Consider the following 24720-nt stretch of genomic DNA (forward strand, 5'->3'; position numbering starts at 1 on the left):
CCGAAAACCACCCCTGGAACACACCCTCGAGGACGCCCGCGTCGACGCTATGTCGGCGCCTCCCGTATGGAGGGCGCATCACTGGGGCGGTTCTCGACGACGGGCCGACTCTGGGGCGCATGTCAGCCGAGGCCGCGACTGGCGGCCACCTCAGTGCGTCTGCGCAGCCTCCGGATCGGCCGCCACGTGCCCGTCGGCCAATTCCGACAACGCCCGGAACACCCGCTTCGACGCCTCGGCCCACGGCATGAGGATGGGGAAGACGTGGAACATGCCGTCCTCCTCGATGGCGTGCGTCGGTACCTCCGACGCCTCGAGCCGGGCCGCGAAGTCTCGTATGCCGTCGCGGAACATCTCGCTACCGCCCCAGCAGACGAACGTCGGCGGGAACCACGACGGGTCGGGTTCGCCGTTGATGGGAGACACCCGCGCATCGTTCGGCTGGACACCGTGGAGGTACGGAGTCACCGGGATGCTCCAGGGGAGGATGTCGTACTGGGCGTTCTCGGTGATGGACGGATGGTCGAGGTCGAGATCGATCTCCGGCGAGAACAGCGCGAGCGCGCCCGGTCGCGGCAGGTCGTGGTCATGAAGGTAGGCGACCAACGACGCCGCGAGCCCGCCGCCGCCGGAGTCGCCGGCGACGATGATGTGATCGGGGTCGACACCGCGCCCCAACAGCCCCCGGTACACGTCCGCGGCGTCGTGAACACCTGCGGGAAAAGGGAATTCGGGGGCCATCCGGTAGTCGGCGATGAACACCTCGTGGCCGGAGATCCGCACGAGCGACGACGCGAACGCCGAGTACATCATCGGCGAGGTCCCGATGTATCCGCCGCCGTGCAGGTAGAGGATGGTCGCGCCGATCTCCTCCTTTTCGCAATCGTCGTCGACGTACGCGTCGGAACTCGCCTTGGCCCGACACCACAGCCCGGGCACGCCGCCGACGATGTCGTCGGTGAGTTCGACGCCGTCGGTCAGCTCGACGAAGGGCGGCATCACGACACGGCACACGTCGTCGAGGATCTTCTCCATCGACCGGAACTCCTCGATCGGCAGCCCCATCGAGTAGCCCATGAACGCGCGGATGGTTTGCCGGGTGACCGACTGGCCGAGATTGTCGAGCAGCCCGGACGGACCCGACCAGGGTTTGCGGAACGGCACCCGCGCGAGGCCGTTGACCATGCTCTGCGCGAGTCCGACAACAGTCAGCGCGGTCACCGGCGCCGACGCGGTCTGGACCTCCGGACGATCAGCCATCACCATGCCGCTCAGGGTAGCGACGCATCTCGCACGCGGCTGGACACGCGACCCACCGGGTGGGGGCGGCGGCTGCCAGGCGTGGCAGACTACCCGGGTCCTCTAGTCCCCGAGATCCCCGTGAGGCGGCGATGGAGTTCTCAGCCTTCCCGGCTCCGGTCGAGGCCCCCGGCGCGTCGAGCGGTCCCGAGTCCGTGCAGCTCACGCTGGCCGACGCGTGGGAATCGAACCGCTCGATCCAGAAGTCGGCGGTGGGCCGCCTGTTCGCCGCCACCAACTCGGCCCTCTACGTCACGTTGATGGAACGCCACCTCGACTACGGCACCAAACTGTCGGAGACCGAGCTGACGGTGCGCCTGGACCGCGACCTCGCCGACCTCGAGCTCACCGATCAGGCCAACGGCCTCGAACTCGTCAAGATGTGGGCCCGCCAGGGCTGGTTGCACCGGGTGACCGACGCCTCCGACCCGGACGCGCCCAACCTGTGCCATCTCACCAGCGAGGCGCGTTCGGTCCTGGACTTCATGCGACGCCAGCGGCGCGAGGACTCCATCGCGACGGGCGGCTCGATCACCGGAATCGCGGCCGAACTGCACCGTGTGGCGGGACAAGTCAGCAACGACCCGGATCAGATTCGCTCCGACATCGAAGCGCAGATGTCCGACCTCGACGCCGAACTCGCCGACCTCGACGCCGGCCGCAGACCCCCGGTCGACCTCCGGATCGCCGAGGACGCCGCGCGCACCATCGGCTACCAGATGGAGCAGATCATCTCCGACATCGGCCAGTACGGCACGATGCTCGACCGCATCACCACCGCGCTGCTCGACGACCCGGGCGACTCCGACCTCGCCTACCGCGATCGTCAGCGACAACTGTTCGACGACTACGAGGCGCTTCTCGACTCGCCGCAGTCCGCGTCGTACCAGGCGTTTTCGCAGATGATCCAGGACCCGGAACGCCGCGCGCGCCTCAAAGCCGACATCGAGACGATCGTCGACAACTTCCCGGGCATGGACGCGGGGCTCCGGTCGGTGATGGACAACTTCTTCGGTCTCGTCACCCACCAGATGGCCGAGGTCGGGCGCACCCGGCAGCGCTGTGCCCGCCGTATTCGACGCTTCGTCGCGTCCGGGACGCTCGAGCAGAGCCGCGGCCTGGCCCGTCAGCTCAACGACGCCCTGGCCACCGCCAACGAGCTGCTCAAGACGTCGCTCGCGGACCGTCGCATCGGCTACGAGCTACCCCTGGCCGCGCCGACGGTGAACTCGATCGGCCGGCTCGCCTTCGAGATCCGCGAACACGTGCCGCCCGCACCGGCGCTCCCGGCGACCCTCGACGCCGACCTCACCTCGTTCGCGTCGCTGTCCGGTCAGGTCGACACGACCGAACTCACCGACACAGTCAATGCCGCGGTCGCCACCGGGCCCGTCGCCCTCGCCGACGTGATCGAAGGACTCGAGGAGCCGTACCTCGCGCACGTCATCGTCCTGTGGTCGTGGGCCTCCAAACAGCAAGCGGCAGGGGAGAAGGTGCCGATGACCACCGTGCGATTCCGGTCCCTCATCGGCGACGACCACGCCATCGAAGTGCCCGACCTGACCTTCACCGAACCGATTCCGACTGCGGAGGTCGACGCCGAATGACCACCACCGATGACACCGACCCTTCGCTCCCTGAGGTGCGAGCGCAGCGAGCCAACCCCTCGCTCCCTGAGGTGCGAGCGCAGCGAGCCACGAAGGGCGACCCTGAGGTGCGAGCGGACGACCCCCTGCCCCCTGAGGTGCGAGCGCAGCGAGCCACGAAGGGCACCCCCGAAGAATTCGCCGGCTTCGACGACCTCCCCACCGTTGCGAACCGCGCGGCGACCCACACGCCGAACGCACCGCGCTTCGACGGTGACGTCAGCGAGCTGCCCGACCGCGCGTGCTGGGCGCTGCAGAACCTGCTGACCCGCCGCTACATCAGCGGAGACCGGCAGCCGCAGCTGTGGTCGTGGGTGGCCGAGTATCAGGACGTGCTGCGCGGCCGCCTCTCCGAACTCGACCTCCGCTTGCGCATCGTCGACGAACTGCAGGTCGCGTTCGTCGAGCAGGCCGGTTACGACTCCCGCTGGGGCCGAAAGATCCTCAAGCGCGAGACGATTCACACCTACGACGCCATCCTGGCGTTGCATCTGGCCAAGTACGTGCGCGCAGCTCGTGACGAGCCCGTCCTGATCACCCGCGAGGAGATTCACGAGCTCTTCGCCGGCGTCACCAACACCATCGACCGCGACCTCGCGCTCTTCGACAAACGCATCGAACGCGCCCTCGACAAGATGGAGGAGCTCGAGTTCCTGCGCAAGCAGCGCGACGACGCCGGCACCTTCATCGTCAGCCCGGTGATCTCCGCGGTGATGACGGCATCGGTGATCACCGATCTGCAAAGGCAATTCGAGCAGTTCATCGGATCCGGTGACACCGGGGAAGTACCGCCAGAGGACCTCGCCGACGAGCCTGCGGAACGCGACGATGACCCAGCCGATCTGGATGGCGCCTACGGCGAGAACGACGAAGGAGACGACTGGTGAGCGGGCAGGTCGACCAATACCACCTGTCCCGGTTGCAGCTGATCAACTGGGGCGTGTTCGACGGGTATCACTCGATCCCGTTCAGCCCCAACGGTTCTCTGATCACCGGGTCGTCGGGCAGCGGTAAGTCCTCGTTGCTCGACGCCATCTCGCTGGCCTTCCTGCCTGATCATCGGCGCAACTTCAACGCCTCCGGCGACGCGACGGCAGCCGGGTCGTCCAGCGGCAAACGCACGGTCGGCAAGTACGTGCGCGGCGCGTGGGGTGAGCGGCGCGACGGCACCAACGCCCACCGCGAGATTATGTACCTGCGCGGTACCGGACCCGCCTGGGCCGCCATCTCGGTCACCTACACCTCCAGCTCCGGCGAGGCCATCACCGGCCTCGTGCTCAAATGGCTTGCCGCGGGCAAGATGACCGACGCGCACAGCTCGTACTTCATCTACGACGGCGACGCCGACATCGTCGAGGCCTGCAACGAGTGGGCCGCCAACAACTACAACTCGGCCAAGTTCCGCGACCGCGGCTGGCGCGGCGGACCCGGCGAGGGCAAGTACCTCTCCACGCTGTACTCGCTCATCGGCATCCGCGGCTCCGACGCCGCGCAGCAGCTCCTCGGAAAGGCCAAGTCGCTCAAGAGCGTCGGCGGGCTCGCGCAGTTCGTGCGGGAGTTCATGCTCGACGCCCCGACCAGCATCGTCGGGATCGCCGACGCCCTGGACCAGATCGATCCGCTCGTCGAAGCCCGCGAACTGCTCGACGTCGCGCGCCGCAAGCGCACCATCCTCGGCAACATCGAGGAGGTGCACGAGCGGTACGCGGGGGAGGCGGCCACATTCTCCGTGCTCGACACGATCGACAACACCACCATCCGCAGCTACGTCAACAACCTGCGGATCCACAACGCGCAGCCCGAGGTCGCCGACCTCGATGATCAGATCACCCGCCTCGACGGCGATCTCGCCGCCCTGACCACCCAGCACGACCAGCTCCGCCAGGACCACAGCCTGCTGCTGTCCCGGATCGCGACCTCCACCGGCGACCTCGCCCCGTTGCGTGAACAGCTCGGTGGCGCACAGAAACTCAGCACCGAGGTCACCGCCCGACGCAACGCCTACGAGGACAAGGTCTCTGCGCTCGGCTTCACCCCGCCCACCCGGGCCGAGGGATTCTGGCTGCTCCGCGAGGAACTCACCGAGGAGGCCGCCAAGATCGACGGCCAGCTCAACGCCGGACGCGCGCACTATGCCGAGGCGCTGGCTAGCGAGGTCGCTGCGCGAACCCGCCGCGACGCAGCGATGGAGGAGCTCGGTCGCGTCGAGAACGCCGGCTCCGCGCTTCCGCGCACCGAACACGAGATGCGTCGGGTCATCGCACACGCGCTGCAGATCGACGAATCCGAGCTGCGCTACGTCGCCGAACTCGTCGAACTCGACCCTGATGAGGAGCGTTGGCGCCTGGCCGTCGAGAAGGTCCTGCGGAACGTGGGTCTGCGTCTGCTGGTGCCAGACAAGCACTTCCGTGCAGCCCTGCGCTTCGTGAACTCGCACGACATGCGCGGCCGGATCCAGCTGCACCAGGCCGATTCTCGCCCGATGCCGATCCTTGAGCCGGGGACCCTGGCGTCGAAGCTCCGCCCCGTCGACGCCTCGCATCCCTGCGCCGCCGAGGCGATGACGGTCCTGTCGAAGCTGGGCAACCACATGTGCGTGGACAGTCCCGGCGAGTTCTCCCAATACGCCAAGGCCGTCACCGAACATGGCCTGCGCAAGGATTCGGCGAAGCTCGCAGTGAAGGACGACCGCCAACAGCTCCGCCGGTCGCAGTACATCTTCGTCGGCGACGTCGCATCCAAGATCGCTGCGCTGCGCGACGAACTCGACTACGAGGAGCGGGCGTTCGAGGATGCCCGGCAGGACTGCGCCGAGCTCGATCGTGAGCGCAGTGCCAAGGAACGACGCCGCGACGCGTATCGCCGTGTGTGCGAGCAGTTCACGCAGTGGAACGAGATCGACGTCGACTCCGTCGATGACCGGGTCGATCAGCTCACCGATCAGTACGACCTGCTGATCGAGGAGAACCCCGACGTCGAAGCCCTGCAGCGCAAGGCCGAGGACCTGTGGGAGCAGGTGCGCAACGCGATCTCGCAGGCCGCGCTGGTCAAGGACAAGATCGCCCGCCAGGACTCCCGCCGTACCCAGCTTCTCGACCTCATCGACCGGCTCAAGCCCGAAGACGTTCCTGCACAGGCGGAGAAGACCCTCGACGGCTTCCGTGAAGACCTTTCGGCGACTCTCGACGTGCTCAACCCGGAGCCGTACCGCCAGGAGATCGTCAAGGCCGCGAGCCGTGAGCGCGACCGAATGCGGTCGGATGCGCGACGCTCCCGCGACGAGCTGGCCCGCATCCTTGACACCTACGACGAGGAGTTCCCCGACGCCATCCCGAACGACAGCGACGACTTCGACGAACGTCTGCACGACTATGTCGCCGTCTGCCGCCGCATCGACGAGCGCGAGCTGCCCGCCGCCTACGAGCGGATGCGCCGTCTGATCACCGAGCAGGCCCCGGGTGCGATCCTGGGCCTGCACATGGCCGCCGACGCCGAGGAACGACGCATCGTCGAGCAGATCGAGCGCGTCAACACTGGCCTTGGTGCGGTGGCGTTCAACCGTGGTACCCGACTACGGCTGCGACCCGGCCGCAAGAAGCTCGCGGCGGTCGAGGAGCTGACGGAGAAGGCCCGCCAGATCTCCAACCGCGCCACGGCAGTCTCCTTCGGTGACGAGCAGGCGATCCTCGAGCAGTACTCCGACATCCTGCTGCTGCGCGAACGCCTCGCCGGCAACACCCCGGAGGACCGCCAGTGGACGCGCGACGCCCTCGACGTGCGCAACCGCTTCGATTTCTACTGCGAAGAGCACGACGCCGAGTCGGGGGAGACCATCCGCACCTACTCGAACGCCGGCGACAACTCCGGGGGCGAGCAGGAAAAGCTGATGGCCTTCTGCCTCGCGGGCGCACTGAGCTTCAACCTCGCCAGCCCCCACGGCAACGACAACCGGCCCATCTTCGCCCAGCTGATGCTCGACGAGGCCTTCTCAAAGTCCGACCCGCAGTTCGCGCAGCAGGCACTATCGGCGTTCCGCAAGTTCGGGTTCCAGCTCATCATCGTGGCGACCGTCCAGAACACCAGCACGATCCAGCCGTACGTGGACAACGTCGTGATGGTGTCGAAGACGGAGGCCGGGCCCGAGTTGCGGCCGGTTGCTACGGCCACGTCCACTGGGATTAAGGCGTTCTCGGAGCTGCGGCGGTCTGGGAGTCAGTTGGTGGTATAGAGGAACTCGCCCGCTGAGTACTCGCGAAAGTCGAAGTAACCGTTGTAAGTGATCACATGGCAATCGTGTTCCCGTTCGATAACGTAGAAGACCGCGAGACCTCCGGCGAGGAGGCGCAAGTCGCGGCAGAGTTAAGGTCGCCCTGCTGCGGTGGCACGAGTGAACGAAGGGTCAGAGTTGGCAACTATAATCAGCGGGATCTATATTGAAAACCTGTCTGTCGCTCTTTCCGCAAGTCTTTCTTCGAATTAGGCGGTGATGCTACTCCCATCCTGGGACTAAACTCAGCGGGTAAGTCGAACACTCTCCGCGCATTGGATCTTTTCTTCAATGACTCGATCGATGGTCGATCACTCGAGTTTTCAAAAGATCTCAGCGCTCATTTACCTGCGAAGACAGAGAAGAAAATTGGTGTGGGCATCGAGTTGGAGTATCCAGCGACGTACGGACTAAAAGGTAACCAGGATTTCTTCGCTGCTCATCAGTCGCCTGACCGTGTCGCGATATACAAAGAATGGACCCTTGCGCCAAGTGGATCAACACAATGCGCAACCACTTTCGGTCCCGACTTAGATACTCTGAAAAAGCCGAACTCCGCCAGCGACGACGCCGCAATCGCGGCGATTGTTCGATCTATTAAATATCATTACGTCTCGAATCATGTAAGGCCGGCAGACAAAGTCGCGGAGATACTTGAGGCACTACGCCCTGAGATCATGAAGACCTGGAAAAACACATATAAGCAGTCTGACGATTTTCTTGATCATCTAACTAGCGCCGCGTGAGCCTAATCAATCCTGGGTCGACAACACTACGTCCAGCCAGGTAGTAGTGCTAGGGCGACCAGTCGTCCATCGAGCTGGGAGTAGTTCGTCAATTCGCACTTCGTTTATCCAGAGGGGGTCAGCGATCTTCGCGATGCGCGACACCAGGTAGGTGTCCCCTCGCGGATTCGGGTAGCCGAGGCGCTCCAGGGTCTCGGCGGTCGTCCCGATCCAGGCCCCTGTCCTCTCGTACAGCTCAATCTGCTCTACTTCAACGTCCCGCCCGTACAAGAGGATGAGAGGTGCGTCGAGCTCCTTCGCGTCAGTGTCCACGGCTCCGCGCCGATCTCCGCTCCGTAGGTTGTAACGGAGGTTACTGCGGATCCAGTTCCATTGCGCACTCGATCGTACGTAGCCGAGCAGGACCGGTGTGTCCGCGGGAGGAAGCGCGCCTACTGGTGGTTTCGCCTCTGGCTGATCGGTTCCGGCACCCAGGTATGCGCGCGCGGTCCAGTACTGCGCTCGCCGGTGTCGCGTTCCTAAGGCCGCGGTGTGCCTAATAGCTCTACGCAGGAAGGTCACAAGTGCCGCCGAGTCTTCTGACGCCGCCATGGGTCGCATGGGAATGGCTCCAAGCCCGGGAAGAAACTCTTCACTTGTGAGATTGAATGAAGCCGACTCTGATCCCGGGAACAGCACGTACGAACCAGCCGAATTTCGGATGGCATCTCGATACGCGTGCATTTTCAACAAATCAGAACGCTTGCTGGTGCCGTTGAATGGCCCTGTTGCGTCCTCGCCTTCGTCCCGCCCAAACGGTGTAGTCCAGTCAACGCGATACTTCGCATCGAAATGCAACCACATCTCATTGCCGCCTGGTGTACGCAGGAAGAGGCTCGCGTCGGGCCTCATGGGTCGGGTCCACGACTCACTGGTGAACGTTTGATTGAAACAAAGGTCGCCGAGTACTTCGTCGTTCCCGACGTGTGTCGCGAAGTGGAGACGAGTCGTCGCGCCGGCCTTCAAGACCATTGACATCCCGGACTCCGACGGAGAGAAGAGCTCCGACGCTTTCTCGGGAACTCCACACGCCTCGGCAAGGGCGCGAGCGAGTCGAGTGAACGTCCAATACTCGTAGAGGGTCGCAATATTCCTGCGCGAAACGAGTAAGGGATCCTCGAGGTCGAGTTCAAGTCCGAGAGTCCCTTCGACTAGAGCCCACGCGGCATAAATCTGCCGGTACCCTTCACGTCGCCGAAGCACCTGGTTGTCGCCGGGCAAGACTGTTAGACGCGCCAGCTCGGAAATCAACGGCGCGTGCAAATACTCATCGACAAGCGCTACAACATGCTGCGCTTGGTGCACACCTCGTCGCTTGGCGGCGCCGCCAAGGCTGTCCGCCTTCGCTACGACCTCGGCCGCGAGTGCCCTCCAACCCTCGAGTACAAAGCGAACGAATCGGTTCGGAATGGTGTCAAAGGTCTCTTCTGTCCGCTCAACCGGCATCATCCGGGGCATCGTCGGAAGCCGCGCCGTCGGAGTCGGAACCCGGGGACCCGGTTTGGTGAGTTGACTTCTGAGTCGTGAGGACCCACGCAGTGGAAGGCCGGGTGGGCGCAGTTCATGCTGCACAGACCATTCACGGTGAGGGTCGTGAAACACGTGGGATATAGCCCAGCCGAGATCCGAACCGACGAGCAGGGAGTGGAGGACCGCAAATCGTTGATACAGAAGTCGTGGGGAGCCACCGGCACCAGTTCCGAACTCGCCGGCACCCGGCGCGAATCCTTGATGCATCGCTTCGATAGCAAGTTGAGCAAGGTCCGCCAGCATGGTCCCGAAGGCCTGCTCGTCGGCAAACTTGGCACTTCGTATGTCGATCCGACCCCGGTACACCGTCTCGTCGGTTGTGGTGATCTCGATCGACACGACGCCGACAGTCTCGCCCGTGTTCAAACGGCCGGTAGCTTGAGTCTCGTCGTCGAAGTTGAATAGTTCGGCAGGTTCAATAGCGCGGATGTCTCCGGGAAGGGCGAGGGCGTATCGGTAAGCCGTCGCCTCGCGGAGTGTGACCAACTGGTCCATCGGAGTGGTTCCGGGTGCGTATTGGGAGCTTGGCAACCTGGATAGCACCATTGTGCCGCTGGAGCTAACGTCTGACGCTAGGTGGACTTCGACCGATTCCACTGTTAGACCGTGAAACTCACGAACTGGTTTACCTCGGCGTCCCGCAACATCCTTTGAATCTTTAGCACGCTCAGTGGCAGAGCTACTGCTGCAGGGTCGACGTTCTGGTGCCCCGGGGCGCCATCGGGATCCGCTCCGAAATCGGCCAGCATCTTTAGCACCGGTTCAGCTCGCCGCCTCGAACCGTGGATCTTCGGAAGGACTTTGAGCAGGACGAGGTGATCCAGCGCGTGGTTTCGTTCGGTCACTCCTAACTTCGCGAGTGCGGCCGCGAATCGAAGGCTCTCGTAGAAGACACGGTGCCCGAACTCGTCATTGGTTTCGGCAAGTCGCCCATGTAGGTCGCGAAGGGCGTTCGCGACTGGGCCAATTCCAGGGGAGTCTCGCTGCCAAGTGTCATCTAGGGCGAGCTCGACAAGCCCGCGGAGATGTGCGACTTCCGCCGGATGTACTGCGTTTGGGCGGACTACATCATCAACGAGATCGTCCGTGCTTGTTCGGACCTCGAAGGTCGTGGCTCGGTCCAGCACCTTCGGCGAGAACTGGTAGGTGGTCTCGTCGACGTTGACGGTGCCGATGACGAAGACATTGCGCGGGATGGCAACGAGTCGTTCCTGTGAATTGCGCAGTCGCCACTCGCCATCGTCGCCGAGAGCGAGGTTGGGCAGCACAGCATCGCGAGACTCGAAGCCCGAGAGGAAGTCCGAGAAGTACCGCTCGACGTGCGCAAGATTCATCTCGTCCAGTAGGAGGAGGTGAGGCATGTCCGGTTCGTCTGCGGCGCTGAGCAGGAACCGAAGTGTGTCAGGGACGAACCAGGCGGCGCGCCCATCTGCTGGAGGGCGTAGAGCATCTTCGTAGCCGAACAGCGCTTCCGGTCCGGTCCAGTCTGGTCGTACGGCTACGGGCAAGAATCTGCGTCCGTTGGAGCCGCTGCCGAACCACTCGCCGAGTCGCAGCGCAAGCTGCGTCTTACCGCTACCTGAAAGCCCGGAGAGGATTACGAATGGCTTCGTCACTAACGCGGCGAGCAGACTAATAACGAGGTCGCCGTGTCCGCGCGGTATGCGTAGACCCGACGAATCGACAGCCGCCCGAAACTCGATAGCGATGGTGTCAAGTGTGGAAACAGTGACGGCAGATTGGCCCACCGAGGTGCTCTCAATGTTCCTGTCGGAAAGTTCAAGGACTGCGTCCAGATCACGGAGAATCTCTAAGTCTTCTGGCACCTGACCTCGCTCGTAGTATTTGAAAGCGATTGTGCTGGCTGCGTAGTCGCGGGCGAGGGTCCCGTCGCCAAGAAAGATGGAATTGTCCAACGCGAATCCGCGCGCGGCGAGTTCACTCGTGTCGAGCCTTCGCACCCGTGTTGCTGTGGCTTGGAGGTGCGCTAACATCTCCCTCCTACCGAGCTGGTCCCTGAGTTCGGTTGTACCCTGAGCGACCGTAACGAAGACACCTGACATGTCGTGGCTGAAGAGCAGTACTGGGTAGACCCCGGTCTTTGTCGTTGTAGTTTCTCGATCATCGAGAAATGCGATCCACGGTATGAAAGCCCAGTTTCCCTGTCCACTGGATCCTTTAACCATGACGTTGGGACGTGACTTGACGGGCCCGCTCTGACGGATTTGTTCGACAAGCGTGTTCATCGTGCTCATTATCGGGTGCGAGCCAGTGAACTTGTCGCGTCTTGCGTCAAGGTACGACCCCATGAACTGTTCGAGCGACTGTTGAATCGCAGTCTCACCTGCAGGTACCTTTAGCACCACGTCGTATCCGGCAGGCTCATACGCCTTCCGAAGTTCGATGCCGCCGTTGAAGTGGGTGTTCTTCAATGGTCCTTCGTCTGGATGGTCAAATCCGTGCGCAACCCCGGCGATGGCCTTCGGATCGTACTCGCGGCCATCAACGACGAGCGCGTAGTGCGTAGCGCGCCCGAAGCCGTACTTGCTGAGGAAAGCATCCCTGCCAAGCTCGTCAAATTCGCCGATAGCGCGGTCGATCGCTTCCTTCGACAGCACTCCGAGCGCCACTACTTCGGTTCCATCCCATGCATGATGCTGATCCTAGCTAGGAATGGAACCGGGTCGGGGAGGCGCCGCTTGTCTATGGACACGATCACGCTTCGGACTCCCTGAGTGTGATCCCGCCGTCCGTCAGCGAGATCGAAACCGCCCACTAAGCGGCTGGCATCTGCGTGTCCGGCCCCTTGAATGTCGGACGGTGTCACTACACTCAGTCCGGTAATCCGCTACGGCCCGACAGACGCGTCTCTACGACAAGGCTCCAACCCGAGCGGGAAGTCCTTCGTGTCTTCCTGGAGCCGCATTGTCGCTGTACAGAGCCTCGGTCGCCGGTGTGCGTGGCCAGATCGCCTCTAGTGGTCTGGTCGGAACGCTGACTAGTCAATTCGCCTACGAGTTCGGATACCAGCCATCGCCCGGTGAGGTGCGTTCGTGGGAACGCAGCCTCCAGGTGCTCGTTAGCGACCTGGAGGATGCCGGCCTCGACAAGGTCGAGATGCTGATTGAGTATCGGCTCCCGCTGACCAGCAAACGTGCCGACGTCGTCCTGTGCGGCGAGCATCCCAAGACTGGCGAACCTTCATACGTTGTCGTCGAACTGAAGCAGTGGACGAAGGCAAGCAAGTCGCCGGGCACCGAGAGCGTGGTCCTGCTCGACGGCGCGCTGGAGCGGCTTCACCCTGTCGAGCAGGTTCGTCGGTATTGCACGCATATCGCTGACTTCATCGCGACTCTCGATGGAAGTACGAAACAACTCGCCGGAGTTGCGTACCTTCACAACGCATCCAGCGGTGGCGTCGACGAACTGTGGGACTTCGAGCAATCCGAAACCGGCCGATTGTTCACAGCCGACCGCAGAGGGCAGTTTGTCACCTTCCTGAAGTCAAGGCTGTCCGCCTCGAACGGCGCTGCAGCAGCAGATCAGCTGATGAACTCGGCCGTCCGTCCCAGCAAGCAACTCATGAAGCTGGCCGCGGACGAGGTGCAGCGCCGCGAGCAATTCGTCCTGTTAGACGAGCAACAGGTTGCCTACGAAGACGTCATGCGCGCCGTTCGCAACGCGTCCCGCGCCTCGACCAAGGAAGTCGTGATCATCAAGGGTGGACCTGGCTCGGGGAAGTCTGTTATCGCGCTCAGTCTTCTTGGAGAACTGTCGCGTCAGGGACGCACGACACTCCACGCAACTGGATCGTCAGCGTTCACCCAGACCCTACGGAAAGTTGCGGGGGCAAGGCAGCCCCGGGTTCAGCGACTCTTCACGTACTACAACCAGTTCATCAACGCAGAGCCGAATGGTGTTGATGTGCTGATCTGCGACGAAGCGCACCGCATACGCGAGACATCCACCAACCGGTTCACAAAGGCACTGCTGCGCACGGGACGTCCGCAGGTGGAGGAACTGATTGAGTCTGCGCGGGTGCCCGTCTTTCTGCTCGACGAGCATCAGGTAGTGAAGCCGTCAGAACGCGGAAGTGTTGCTGAGATAAGAAGAGCGGCCAGCAAGATGGGTTGCAAAGTCACCGAGATTGATCTCGACGGACAGTTCCGATGTGGGGGTAGTCGGGCGTATGAGCACTGGGTCCACCGTCTTCTCCAGTTGGAGCCCGGAGGCCCGGTCAAGTGGGAGGGAGACGAAGCCTTCGAGGTTCACGTCGATGAGGCGCCCTCGCTGGTCGAACTGGAACTCCGCCGGGTGCTAGAGGAGGGTTACTCTGCCCGGATCGCGGCCGGCTATTGCTGGGAGTGGAGTGATCCCGTGAAGGGTGGAGGCCTCGTTGAGGACGTTGTAATAGGCGAATGGAAACGCCCGTGGAATAACAAGAAGTCGACCTCGCACGGTGGCGCGCCTGGCACTCCCTACTGGGCGTTTGACCCGGCCGGCTTCGGGCAAGTCGGCTGTGTTTATACCGCGCAAGGGTTCGAGTACGACTATGGCGCAGTAATTTTCGGACCCGATCTGGTGTGGCGCACGGATCATTGGGAAGCCCGCCCTGAGTACAGCCACGACAAGCAGGTCAAACGGGGCGAGGGCCTGTCTTTCGATCGGGCGATCCGCAATACCTACAAGGTGCTACTCACTCGGGGCATGAGGGGCATGCGTATCTACTCAACAGACCCAGAGACCCAGGCGCTATTGCAAACCCTGGTCTCTGATGAGATGTCGGCGCGATGACCGCGGTCCTCGCAACCTACGTTCCGGTTGCTCCGAACTCACAGGTCAACCTCAAATGGGGTCTAAGGCAGGGGAGATGGGGTCTGCCCCGGCTTCCAATCAGTTCCGAGGGCGGCGTCGGATTCCAATGGATGGTGTTGGGTACCCGAACGAAGGGCCTGCCACATGGACCAAGATCCCAACCAGAGACTTGGGTAACCGGCAAGACGGATATCTATGTGTTGCGGGCTACGTCCCGAATCCAAGAGTTCTCCGACCATTTCTGGCCCGACGAGGTCGACAGTCGTCAATTGCTTTATCCGTACAGGTTCGGCGTCGAGAAGGTGGCTTTCGGAATACAACTACGAAATCGTTTCGATGATCCAATCCCCAAGGAAATCTCGAACGGTGTGCGCGTCGCGGCTGGAGGTGGACCGAACATTGTGCATGTCACGGATGATGAAATGCGGCGGTTGATCGAACATCTCGGCGGCAAAGTGTAGCCAACACCCTGATGAACCGCAAAAGCTTACCCTGTTAGCAGTTCGATCAAAAGTGTCCATAAGTGTGATCCAACTCGCGGTAGCGCCCCGAAACATCGTTGCGAACGCCTCCGCAGACCAGCCCGTCGGTGTCCGCGAATCCGGTCCAGGTTGGTGCGATCGGAAATAGGCTGCCCCTGACGCCCCAGCGGACCGCGGGCGGGGCCTGTGCAACTGAGAACGGATGACGATGACGACTGATTCGGAGCATGATCACGTCGCTGCGATCGAGCGACTCAAGTACCGCTACTGGCGAGCGTCAGATGCCAAAGACGCGGACGCATTTCGCGGCTGCTTCATCCGCACCGGCGCGCGGATCGACTACGGGCCGATGGGCAGCTTCGACGATGCCGACGCCCTGACGGACATCTTTCGGCGGGTCGCTCTGCACAAGGTCGACGACCGGTTCGCCATCCTCGACATGCACCACGGCATGCATCCGGACATCACCCTCACCAGCGATACGACTGCGACGGGGCGGTGGTCGTTACGCTTCCGACAGGTGAACCTGCTCGACCGGACCGAGACGGTCATGCTGGGGGAGTACGACGACGAGTACGTCGTCGAAGACGGCAAGTGGAAGATCGCCGCGTCGAAGCTGACTGAACGCTGGCGGCTGCGGCAGCCACTGTCACCTGACGTCGAGATCACCGAGGGGACGTTCGGGACCGCCGACGGCTGATTCGGGTGTCGCTCATAGCTCTTGACGGTTGGCATTACAGATGCCAAGCAGGTGACCTCTATGCGGGCCGCAAGACCGCCACCAGGAACTCCGACTTCTCGGTGAACGGGCGGACGTCCCAGGATTCCAGGAGTAGGTCCTGAGCGAAGCCGGAGGTGGTGGCGTTCTCGAGGAACTCATCAAACGCGTAGTCCCGGCCGGCGCCGAAGCCGATCACCGCGCGACCGTCGTCGCGCAGATGTGCACGCAGCCGCTCGAGGACGGTGACACGGGTGCTCGGCGCGAGGAACGCCATCACGTTGCCGGCCGAGACGATGAGGTCGAACGGTTCGTCGATGCCGCGGGCGGGGAGGTCGAGCTCGGCGAGGTCGTTCACCAGCCAACGTGGGCCTGGGTGGTCTTCTTCGGCGGCCTGGATGAGGACCGGGTCGACGTCGACGCCGACGACATCATGTCCGACTTCGGCGAGGTAGCCGCCCACGCGGCCCGGACCACACCCGGCGTCGAGAATGCGGGACCCTCGCGACGCCATCGCATCGAGGAGCCGAGCCTCACCGACCAGATCGTTGCCCTCGCGCGCCAGGGTGCGGAAGCGTTCGACGTACCAGCTGGAGTGGTTGGGATCGGCGGCGGACTTCTGCATCCAGATGCTCTGTTCGACCATGCCCGCATTGTGCCAAACGTTCCGGAAGCATCGACCGTGCCGAAACGCAGCGGGGCGTTGGCCGACTGTCAGGTCACTTCTGGCGGAAGTGGGGCGCTGAACGCGGATGCCAAAGGAGACTCAGTGCGGCGACTTCGATGACCAACAGCAGGACGTCGAGCGTGCTGGTCACTGACCTGTCATAGGTTGCTACGGACGTGATCCCGGAGACGATGCCTACCGCGCCGATGACGGTGGCCGCCAAGCGTGCCCAGCGGAAACCGCGCAGGTTGGCGTACGCAAGTAGTAGCCAGAGTCCGGCAAGAGCGAGGCAGGACGCGACGATCAAACCGGTCGCGACGTTGGTCCCGGTCTCGCTCGCGACATCTAGTGCGTCAGAGCTCCGATAAGTCGATCCGTCACTGAGGAGAACGGACTGCCGCAGACGTGCTTCTTCCCTAACTGCGTCGACCAACGAGAGCGCGTGGAACAAGCCGATGAGCTGGATGCTCGCTCCGGTGATCATCAGTCCCGTGGCTAGCCACACCGTGGACGGTGTGGACGCGGAGCGTGTTCTCGGCACTGGTTGCGCGCCACCCGTGTCAGTAGTCATGCGATGACAATAGGGCGGTTCGACGGCAGCGAGAGATTCTGCTGCACAGCGCATTGGCCCGTGCTCGTCGGAACCGTGTGGGCGTCCCGAAGCTACGACTGCACGCCGGTGGGAGAACGTCACCGCAGTCCTCATCCGTTCCAGGTGGGTGCTCAGGCCAGCATGAGTCTCGTCGATACGTCGGCTATCGCGGCTTCGAACCGCTCGCGCCCGCCCGCGGTGTTCAAGCCGCGCATCGAACAGTGCGGAATCTTGCCTGCCGGCACGTAGATGCCGGCGCGCGTGATGGATGCACGACGCCAACCATCGCGAGCGGAACCACCGAGAAGCAGGACGATCTCGACGTCAGGGAGCTGACTCACCACTTCCCGGGTCCAATGGACCCCCCGCGCCCGCTCCGCCGGGGTCGATCCACCGTTCTTTACACCGGCAACCGGGAACGGCACCACGTTCCAGTGCACGACATCGCCCCAGTCGACTCCGTGGCGCGCATACGCCTCGCGGCAGTTCCGTGCGGTCCGGTCGTTGTTGTCCAGACTCAAAAGGCCCGAGCCGCTGGTCGATTCGGCCTTGGTCGACGGGTTGTCCAGTAGCACGAGCATCCGAGCGTTGACACCGCCGGTGTCGGGGTCGACGTAGGGCACCTCACCTCGACGTAGGCCTTCGGTGTCGGCTACCCGATCGGCGAGTTCGTTGAGTGGCGCTACGTGGGGTTCGCGAATCCGCGCCATCTTCGCCGCGGCCACGCTGGGGTCCGCGTTGCGTCCGTTTACCGTGCCCAAGATCGCAGCCTACGACGCGATCGCAGGAAAGACGATCACCGAACCGTCCTTCTCCTGGACCATGTCGATGGTGACCTCCGACTGCCGTCCGGCAATCTGCACCGTCTGCCCGAGATCGCGCAGTCGACGCGTTGTGTTCAGCAGTTTGTCCACCTCGCCGGAGGAGAACATGATGTCGCGGATGCCGTGAGACCGGTCGAGTTGCAGCGCTGACAGGCGAAGCAAGACGCCGTCAAGGCGGCGATCGATTGCTTCGATATCTTGCTGCTCCTTATGCAGCACCGCAGCGAAGCGTTCGAACGGGTTCCCTTCGGACAGTTGCGCGTGCTCAACCGCTTGCAGCACGATGACTCGCCGCTTCATCGCGATAGCAAGCCGGGCTAGCTGGACGTGCACGTAGAACTCGCTGCCTGCGGCCTCTACACCCGGGATCGCCCCAACTAGTTTGTTCAGTTCGACCTTGTCGCTGTCGAACGTCTGCAGTGCCTTCTCCCATTTGACGATTCGGGACGACGCTTTGGACACGGCGCTGTCGATCGCAAACACTGCGGAGTCAAGTCCCAGGGACACCCCTATTCGCCCCTCGTCCAGGACGATGGAGGTCGCCTTCTGGATAGCACCCCGGCATGCCTCCAGCGCGTGCTGTTCGGACTCTAGGTTGTCAGCAACAAGCTTCTCGAGTAGTTCAGTGATCCTCTCGAGGGTTTTCTGACGCTGCTGGTCGGCGTATGCGCTCACGCCAACGGCCACAGCCATCAGGACCAAGGGCGCCGCGACAGTCAGTGCCGCGGCACCGGCACCGGCAGCGGCTGCCTTTCCCGCGGTCACAGGAACCATCGTTGCCTGCCCGACGATCCTTGATCCGTCGGTGAGCGCAGTGTGAACCCCACTCGCAGCGGTCGACGACGCCATCGGCTTCACCATCCCACCTGCTACCTGCGCCGCGAACTTAGCGGGCACCTGCATTCGGTAGAGCGTTTCGCCGCCGTCTGTGACGACCTGCGGCGTGTTCTTGACAAGCTGTGAGAGCTGCTGCGCCAACGGACTCACGCCGTGCAGGTGGATCCCCTTCGACCTGTCGAGCGATTCGGGCGCCGTATGAGCCTCCAGCGTCGTCAGGGGCGTCTCGCTCAACTCGGCGAGCGCACGCCGAAGGCCCGTAAGTCTTTCGGGAGTCACCGCTGTGTCGCTCAAGACAGCGGGGATATCCGCCTCATCTGTGGCCAGCGTCCACACCGGTACCTGGACGAGCTCGTTGGACATCGGACCTTTATCTGCGTGGGAACGCACCGAATGTATCGGACAGGTCCGACACCGTCGCGGTTGGTCCGAACGGACTACAACGTCTCGCGTGCTGGATGGACACCCGTCACCAGGTCGCGGAAACAGTAGGCCCGCAGACGAATCGAGTTCTGTGCAGAACTTGTGGTTCGAATCCACGGTTTGCCTCCCGTCGGTTGGCCAACCGCTACAGTGTCCGAGTTGTCCGGATGCGCCTTGCGCCCAGGGCCAGTCCGCTGGCCGAGGATCCGCATGCCGGATGCACCAGTCGAGCTGTCGAATGCGGGGTTGCTGTGTCATCTGTAGGGCGAGGTTGGACGCTTGTCGACGTCGAGACGTCCGGATTGAGTTCGCGTCAGCACCGTGTACTCAGTTTGGCCGCGTTCGCGTTGGACGCAAACGGACACGTTGTCGGCGAGTACTCGTCGTTGTTCAACCCCGGGTGCGATCCGGGTCCCGTTCACATCCATCGCCTTACGCGCGAGCGTCTCAACGGTTCGCCGACCTTTGACTCTGCAGTGGAGCACCTACGTGAACTGCTCGAAGGTCGGACGCTGGTTGCGCACAACGCGGTCTTCGACCACGGCTTCCTCGTCGAGGAGGCGCGACGAGCAGGGGTTACTCTCCCGATCACTCATCGTCTGTGCACCATCACCTTGACGCGGCGGCTCCAATTGGACGTCCCCAACGCCAAACTCTCGACACTTGCTCAACACTGGTCGGTCCCACAACGAGCCGCCCACGACGCCGGCGATGACGTGCGAACCTTACTGGAGGTGTTTCGACGGAGTACCGGTCTTGCAAGCACTTTGGGATTGCCACTGCCCGTCGTCGCGTGCGGTGCTGCGACTCGTGCGTATCCAGACAAGGTCACCAGAGTGCCTTGCCCGTGGACCGACCCCGGCCGTTATGACTCGGCTGTGGGACTGATCCAGGGCACCAAAGTCGTGATCACAGGACCGACGCATGCGCCTCGCCTCGAGCTGGCTCGCCGCCTGGCCGATGCAGGATTGGACGTGATGAACGCGGTGAGCGGCAAGACGGGGTTGCTTGTCGCCAATCCTGGGGCACCGGACAGCCGCAAGTTGCAGCGCGCCCGAGAACTGGGAATCTCATTGGTTGACGAAGCGACTGCGCTCTCGTTGGCCGAGCGCGTCGTGCCCGGCACACCGAAATCGGTTCCGGTGGTGGAGATCAGTCCTTCGCCGGCACGGACTCGCAGGACACCCCCGCCACGGGCGTCGAGTTCACTGCCATGGTCCGGTCGACGGGTTCTCGTGCTGGGAGGACTCCACCGCGACGCGACGGCGGTGCGGGCACGCCTCGTCCAGCTTGGTGCTGTGCCCGCCATCATTTTGACGGCTGCAGTCACGCACGTTCTTGTCTTGAATGGGGGAGAAGCCGATGGTCGCTTTGCGAAAGCGCGGGATCGGGGTCTCCCGGTCCTTGAGGCCCATCATGTCTCGAGTCTCGCGGACACCAGTGCCCCAGCTATACCTGAACCACAGGGCGTCTACGACGGCAGCGCGGAAACGAGTTCCGCGCCGACTTCGTTGTCCGCCGGCGCCGTCGTTGACATTCCACAGGGGGTGGATGGATTCACAGTCAACATCGCGTGGACATCTACGCAGGGCAACCCGTCCTACGACCCCGAAGTCGACGTCGTCGCATTCGAGTTGGCGGGGGATGGGAAAGTCCCGTCGGACGATGAGTTCATCTTCTACAACCAACCGGCCAGTCCAGATGGTGTCGCACGACTTTCGATCGACGGTGACCGCGAGCAAGGCGTCAGCATCGACCTCACCGCGGCTCCAGACGAGATTGAGAGGCTCACGATCGGAGCCGCAATCGACGGCGACGCAACCTTCGGGGATGTCGGCGCTATTTCAGTAACGGTTGACGCAGCCGAGTTCACCTTTGCAACAGCCGTTTTGGATGCCGCGACCACTGAACGCTCGATGATCATCGCGGAGATCTATCGACGAAATGGCCTGTGGCGTTTTCGCGCAGTCGGCCAGGGCTACGACGACGGCCTCGCCGAGTTTGCAGTTCGGCATGGGGTGGACGTCGAGGAGCACTGACAGATTGGATCCTGAAGACGCGAGATGGACGGCCGAGCGCAGCGACCTGAGATGAGGTCCCGCCCAAACGTATAAGACGCTTGCGGTACAGGGACAGCGCCGGAGTTACGGCGGAATCTCACCTACGGTTGCGCGCAGAAAATCACTCGCAGTTGCGCATATTTGCGCAACTGGAGGCGGTTCTATATCGAACCTAGTCACCGACGTAACAACAACCGCATCACCAGACCGAACGTGAACTGAGCAGTCTCCATCCCCGATGGAGCTGGCAAGCACACGTCGTCCGTCTATCGATAAGTCAGGGAACCATGACTTACCTGAGGAATTAAGGGCCTTATGTCCGGAGAGTCCGTCTTCTGGACGAATTATGTTGCCAACGAACTGCGCGATGTAGGAACTACCGTCGTCGTACTCCCAGCGACAACCGCGGGCGGTCTGGAAGTCAGACCCCGCGACATCAGTTGCAGACGCGGCGATCAGTCCGAACCGCTTCAAGACCTCATTCGACACTTGCGTGCACGGCTCATAAGATGACCCGTCATTGTTGATGCTCCAACGATTCGGGAACGTGGTTGTGAACGGCAGAGTCCTTCCTTCATCGTCAGTTTGTCGCACGGCGGGCGCTGCACTGGTCTGCACACTTCGGACTTCAGTCGCAGGTATCGGCGTCCCGGATGTACTACAACTCGCGAGAGCCGAACCGAGTAAAGCGGCCGCTAACAGCCGAGATGTCTTTCCGCTCATATTGTTACGCGTCTAGGTTTCGAGCGCCTTGGACGTCAGTGTCCTCGATCCTTGCGCCAGCGACGCGACACTGCTCCGAAAGTGCGCGAGCGCGTATCGCCTGACTCCTACATTCGTCAGCGAGAGACGCGACAGATGTCTGAAACATCCCGAAGAGCTGTTCACCCTCAACGCACTTGCCGAGGTAGTTTGCGTCGATGACGCCTTTTAGGAGGGCCTGGGCCTCCTCTATTGCCTCCTGTGCGTCTCGTGCAGCTGCTGCCCGCCGCTCCCATTCAGCGCGCTCGGACCGCAGCACCGTCGCGGGCCCGTGCGGGCTAACGGGCATCTCTGGGACGACACCAGGCGATATCGAGTCATCGCCGATCGGAGTACTCATGGGCCCCCTCCCACTGTTGGCCTGTTCTGACGGCCGACCTCGACGAACAGACTAATACGTCACGTGCTCGTTGCGACGCGAGCCGTCCGAATGTGCACTACCCGCTGCGACAGCATCTCGCCCGTGAGTGATCTCGTTCCCATAGACCGGAACCAGGAGCCACCCGCATGTAGGCAAATACCGGCCGGGTCTCCGGCGCGCGGCCCAACGCGCGCCGGCTTGGGTTCAACCGCCCTGTGGAGACCACCGCGAGAACTCCAGCTTCATGATCTAGCATCAACCGGCACACGGTGATGACTGCGGGGGAGTCCGGTGATGACGACATATATCGATGAGGTGCGGGCGTATTTGTCCGGTTTCGGTAATGCGCCTCGGCTCTACGATGCCCTACGCGATGCCACCCTCACTGTTCCTCTCGACCTCCACGGACGCCTGTTCACCCTGGTAGAGGCCGGTATCCCGTGGATGCTCGCGTTCACGACGCCTGAGCATCTGCGCGAGTTCGCCGAACTCACCGACCGGAACCTCGACGAGGTCCGCTACCTCGACGTTCCCGGGCATGCGCTGATCGACCGCGTCCTCGACCAGGCCCCCGAACCCACCGGCCTCGTCGTCGATCCTGCGACACCGTCGACGATGACGTTCCCGCCATCCCGCGAGCTGACACCGCACTGCTACTACGACGACGAGGGCGAGGTAGTCCGATGATTGAAAATCTGCGCGTCGACCCCCAAGTTCTAACAAAGGCCAGCGCTGGTATCAACGGCGTGATCAACGGCCTCGCCGATACGGGCGTCGGTTCCAACTACAGTGCCGCGATCGGACGCGGATACGGCGACCTGGACCTCAACGGTGGGACGATCGGCCATGCCGACCCCAAGAGCGGCCTCGAAGAGTACTGCTCCCGCTGGGAGTGGGGTCTTAGAGCGCTCGTGATGGGCGCGGCCCAGATCTCGATTGGCCTCGAACTCGGCGCTAGCTACTACGAACGCGAGGAGAAGTGGTCGGGCGACCAGCTCAAGAACTACGCGATGGATCTGTTCGGCGACCCCAGTCTTCAGCCGGAAGACATCGAAGGAAAGTCATGGGACGAGCTGGTCGAGCACAACCGCGATGCTCTCACCGACCCGAAATGGGCACTGACGCCGGAGGAGATGGAGAATCACAGGAAGTTTGCCGAGGAGAACAGAACGTCCTTCATCGAGGACCTGAAGACCTTCGGTCACCACTGGGTCGATCCGTCGTCGCTTATAACCGACACGATCGACGGCTTCGAGCGCGACGGGTTCACCGCAGACTCACCTAGCGGCCCTGGCGCCGACGGTCATTCCGATCCTGTGCCGGACGGCAACTAGATGGGCCTGTTCGATCCACTCGAGGGCGGCAAGGAGTTCTTGGGCGGATTAGTCGACGGCGCCACGGACATCATTGGCGGCGGCCTTCGCGCTATCGGTCTCGACAGCATTGCGACCGGCGTCGAGGACCTCGGGGACGACGTCGCGGACTCCCTGGGCGCAATGCCCGACGAGGAGGAGCTCGGGAAAACAAAGGACCCGAGAGAACTGGTCCTCGGCGACCCCGCCGAGATCACCTCGATGGCAGACAGATTCAGTGGCTTCGCAGACAGCTTTGGCGCTGCTGGTGCAGGCCTACGAGGGGTGTCGGTCGGGGACTGGTCCGGCACCGGCGAATCAGGGTTTCGTAACGCGATCGCGAGCCAGGTACCACAATGGTTCGCTGCAGCGGACGCCGCGAATAAGGCAGCTGCAGCACTAACCGGTTGGGCCGGCGTCGTCACCTTCGCGCAGCAAAAGGCCGCCGAGGCCATCCGCATCTGGGAAGAGGGCGAGCGCAAGCAGGACGAATGGGCCAAGAAGGCCACAATCTACAACGAGGAACTGGACGACTACCAGCAAGATCGACGTGACACGCCGCCCACTCATCCGGGACCAAACCCGTTTCCCGGTTACAAAGCCGAGGCACAGCGAGTCCTGAAAATCGGACGAGACCATCGCAACTCGTCCGCCCCGGGCGTGAAGGCCGAACTAAACGATGCGGCAAACATGGCGCCGCCGATGCCGTCGGCGTTGGACCAGGCCAAGATGAGCGCGAAAGACATTGCGACGGCAGGAATCACAGGTGTCGTCCATTACGGGGGCGGTCTAGCCGGCTCTGCGACCGAGCTTGTCAAAGGACTCACCATGCTGAGCCCTCAGAATCCTTACAACATCGCCAACCCTCATCAGTATCTGCGCAATTCGGCGAGCGTGATCATGGGCATCACCGACCAGGTTGCCAACCCTGACGAGTTCGTCCGAAGCCTCGCCGGAGGGGGATGGTCAACTGATCCAGCCGAGTCGCTGGGGAACTTGATCGGGACGGTGGCTGGATCTGTGGCACCGGTGCCGAAGGGTGCCAACGTCTTGTCCGGGCTGACGAAACCCGGTCGTCACGCGACCCCGTCACCCAGCCCCTCGCCGTCCAGACCAGACGCGCCAGCCGGGCGTCCGCTCCCGTCGCCCGTGCCGCAGGGATCTTCGCCAGACACGCCTGGTGCCAGTCCCAGTGCCGAGTTGCCCGGGCGACAAGGTCCCGACCTCGCAGTCGACCACAATGCGCCTCCGGTCCCCAGAGCTGACGGACCCGCGCCGGACGTTCCGGCCCCCGAGTCAC

Annotated in this window: 18 protein-coding genes and 2 pseudogenes; 12 read left to right on the forward strand and 8 right to left on the reverse strand. The window is 62.9% G+C overall.

Annotated features, from left to right (window positions below):
- Positions 1–150: 150 nt before the first annotated feature.
- Positions 151–1266: an alpha/beta hydrolase gene (locus ACFW3F_RS03880; protein WP_388054480.1), complete on the reverse strand. Its 1116-nt coding sequence runs from the start codon at positions 1264–1266 to the stop codon at positions 151–153.
- Positions 1267–1391: 125 nt separating this feature from the next.
- Between ACFW3F_RS03880 and ACFW3F_RS03885 the strand changes: the two genes are divergently transcribed.
- The 4 genes from ACFW3F_RS03885 (at position 1392) to ACFW3F_RS03900 (ending at position 7958) form a co-directional block, all read left to right on the forward strand.
- Complete coding sequence (locus ACFW3F_RS03885; RefSeq protein WP_388054482.1) at positions 1392–2906, forward strand: DUF3375 domain-containing protein; 1515 nt, start codon at positions 1392–1394, stop codon at positions 2904–2906.
- Entirely contained in the window at positions 2903–3832 is a 930-nt protein-coding gene (locus ACFW3F_RS03890; RefSeq protein WP_388054484.1) for a DUF4194 domain-containing protein, read from the forward strand. The genes ACFW3F_RS03885 and ACFW3F_RS03890 overlap by 4 nt, the downstream gene beginning before the upstream one ends.
- Positions 3829–7173, forward strand: coding sequence for an ATP-binding protein (locus ACFW3F_RS03895; protein ID WP_388054485.1), 3345 nt, complete (start codon positions 3829–3831; stop codon positions 7171–7173). The genes ACFW3F_RS03890 and ACFW3F_RS03895 overlap by 4 nt, the downstream gene beginning before the upstream one ends.
- Positions 7174–7487: 314 nt before the next feature.
- Positions 7488–7958 (forward strand): hypothetical protein, encoded by a 471-nt coding sequence (locus tag ACFW3F_RS03900; RefSeq protein WP_388054487.1) that lies wholly within the window; start codon positions 7488–7490, stop codon positions 7956–7958.
- Positions 7959–7964: 6 nt separating this feature from the next.
- On the opposite strand, the gene ACFW3F_RS03905 is transcribed toward ACFW3F_RS03900, so the two are convergent.
- Together ACFW3F_RS03905 and ACFW3F_RS03910 are read right to left on the reverse strand one after the other, a co-directional pair.
- Positions 7965–10022, reverse strand: coding sequence for a DUF2357 domain-containing protein (locus tag ACFW3F_RS03905; RefSeq protein ID WP_388054489.1), 2058 nt, complete (start codon positions 10020–10022; stop codon positions 7965–7967).
- A 104-nt stretch (positions 10023–10126) separates the two neighbouring features.
- Positions 10127–12157 carry an McrB family protein gene (locus tag ACFW3F_RS03910; protein ID WP_388054491.1) on the reverse strand — a complete coding sequence of 677 codons (2031 nt, stop codon included), beginning with the start codon at positions 12155–12157 and terminating at the stop codon, positions 10127–10129.
- A gap of 295 nt (positions 12158–12452) precedes the next feature.
- Between ACFW3F_RS03910 and ACFW3F_RS03915 the strand changes: the two genes are divergently transcribed.
- From ACFW3F_RS03915 to ACFW3F_RS03925, 3 genes are all read left to right on the forward strand, one after another.
- Positions 12453–14321: a DNA/RNA helicase domain-containing protein gene (locus ACFW3F_RS03915; RefSeq protein WP_388054493.1), complete on the forward strand. Its 1869-nt coding sequence runs from the start codon at positions 12453–12455 to the stop codon at positions 14319–14321.
- Positions 14318–14803: a hypothetical protein gene (locus ACFW3F_RS03920; protein WP_388054495.1), complete on the forward strand. Its 486-nt coding sequence runs from the start codon at positions 14318–14320 to the stop codon at positions 14801–14803. The genes ACFW3F_RS03915 and ACFW3F_RS03920 overlap by 4 nt, the downstream gene beginning before the upstream one ends.
- A gap of 229 nt (positions 14804–15032) precedes the next feature.
- On the forward strand, positions 15033–15524 hold the full coding sequence (locus ACFW3F_RS03925; protein WP_388054497.1) for a nuclear transport factor 2 family protein: 492 nt from the start codon (positions 15033–15035) through the stop codon (positions 15522–15524).
- A gap of 58 nt (positions 15525–15582) precedes the next feature.
- On the opposite strand, the gene ACFW3F_RS03930 is transcribed toward ACFW3F_RS03925, so the two are convergent.
- From ACFW3F_RS03930 to ACFW3F_RS03945, 4 genes are all read right to left on the reverse strand, one after another.
- The gene (locus ACFW3F_RS03930; protein WP_388054499.1) at positions 15583–16188 is read right to left on the reverse strand and encodes a class I SAM-dependent methyltransferase; all 606 of its coding nucleotides are present in this window, start codon (positions 16186–16188) and stop codon (positions 15583–15585) included.
- Between the two features lie 73 nt (positions 16189–16261).
- Positions 16262–16780, reverse strand: coding sequence for a hypothetical protein (locus ACFW3F_RS03935; RefSeq protein WP_388054501.1), 519 nt, complete (start codon positions 16778–16780; stop codon positions 16262–16264).
- 152 nt (positions 16781–16932) lie between these two features.
- Positions 16933–17562, reverse strand: coding sequence for a uracil-DNA glycosylase (locus tag ACFW3F_RS03940; protein WP_388054503.1), 630 nt, complete (start codon positions 17560–17562; stop codon positions 16933–16935).
- A gap of 9 nt (positions 17563–17571) precedes the next feature.
- A complete protein-coding gene (locus tag ACFW3F_RS03945; RefSeq protein ID WP_388054505.1) occupies positions 17572–18825 on the reverse strand; it encodes a hypothetical protein in 1254 nt (417 codons plus the stop codon).
- A gap of 227 nt (positions 18826–19052) precedes the next feature.
- Between ACFW3F_RS03945 and ACFW3F_RS03950 the strand changes: the two are divergent.
- Together ACFW3F_RS03950 and ACFW3F_RS03955 are read left to right on the forward strand one after the other, a co-directional pair.
- A pseudogene (locus ACFW3F_RS03950) lies at positions 19053–19565 on the forward strand (exonuclease domain-containing protein); the annotation flags it as partial.
- A gap of 198 nt (positions 19566–19763) precedes the next feature.
- Entirely contained in the window at positions 19764–20924 is a 1161-nt protein-coding gene (locus ACFW3F_RS03955) for a TerD family protein (protein WP_388054568.1), read from the forward strand.
- A 105-nt stretch (positions 20925–21029) separates the two neighbouring features.
- On the opposite strand, the gene ACFW3F_RS03960 is transcribed toward ACFW3F_RS03955, so the two are convergent.
- The gene (locus ACFW3F_RS03960) at positions 21030–21668 is read right to left on the reverse strand and encodes a DUF3558 family protein (protein ID WP_388054507.1); all 639 of its coding nucleotides are present in this window, start codon (positions 21666–21668) and stop codon (positions 21030–21032) included.
- A gap of 694 nt (positions 21669–22362) precedes the next feature.
- Between ACFW3F_RS03960 and ACFW3F_RS03965 the strand changes: the two genes are divergently transcribed.
- The 3 genes and pseudogenes from ACFW3F_RS03965 to ACFW3F_RS03975 all read left to right on the forward strand — a co-directional run.
- Positions 22363–22755, forward strand: a complete 393-nt coding sequence (locus ACFW3F_RS03965) for an SseB family protein (RefSeq protein WP_388054509.1) — start codon at positions 22363–22365, stop codon at positions 22753–22755.
- Positions 22752–23402, forward strand: a complete 651-nt coding sequence (locus ACFW3F_RS03970; protein WP_388054511.1) for a hypothetical protein — start codon at positions 22752–22754, stop codon at positions 23400–23402. Before ACFW3F_RS03965 ends, ACFW3F_RS03970 begins: the two co-directional genes overlap by 4 nt.
- A pseudogene (locus ACFW3F_RS03975) lies at positions 23403–24116 on the forward strand (putative T7SS-secreted protein); the annotation flags it as partial.
- Positions 24117–24720 lie beyond the last annotated feature (604 nt).

The sequence above is a fragment of the Gordonia sp. NPDC058843 genome (assembly GCF_042743165.1).
Lineage (GTDB): Bacteria > Actinomycetota > Actinomycetes > Mycobacteriales > Mycobacteriaceae > Gordonia.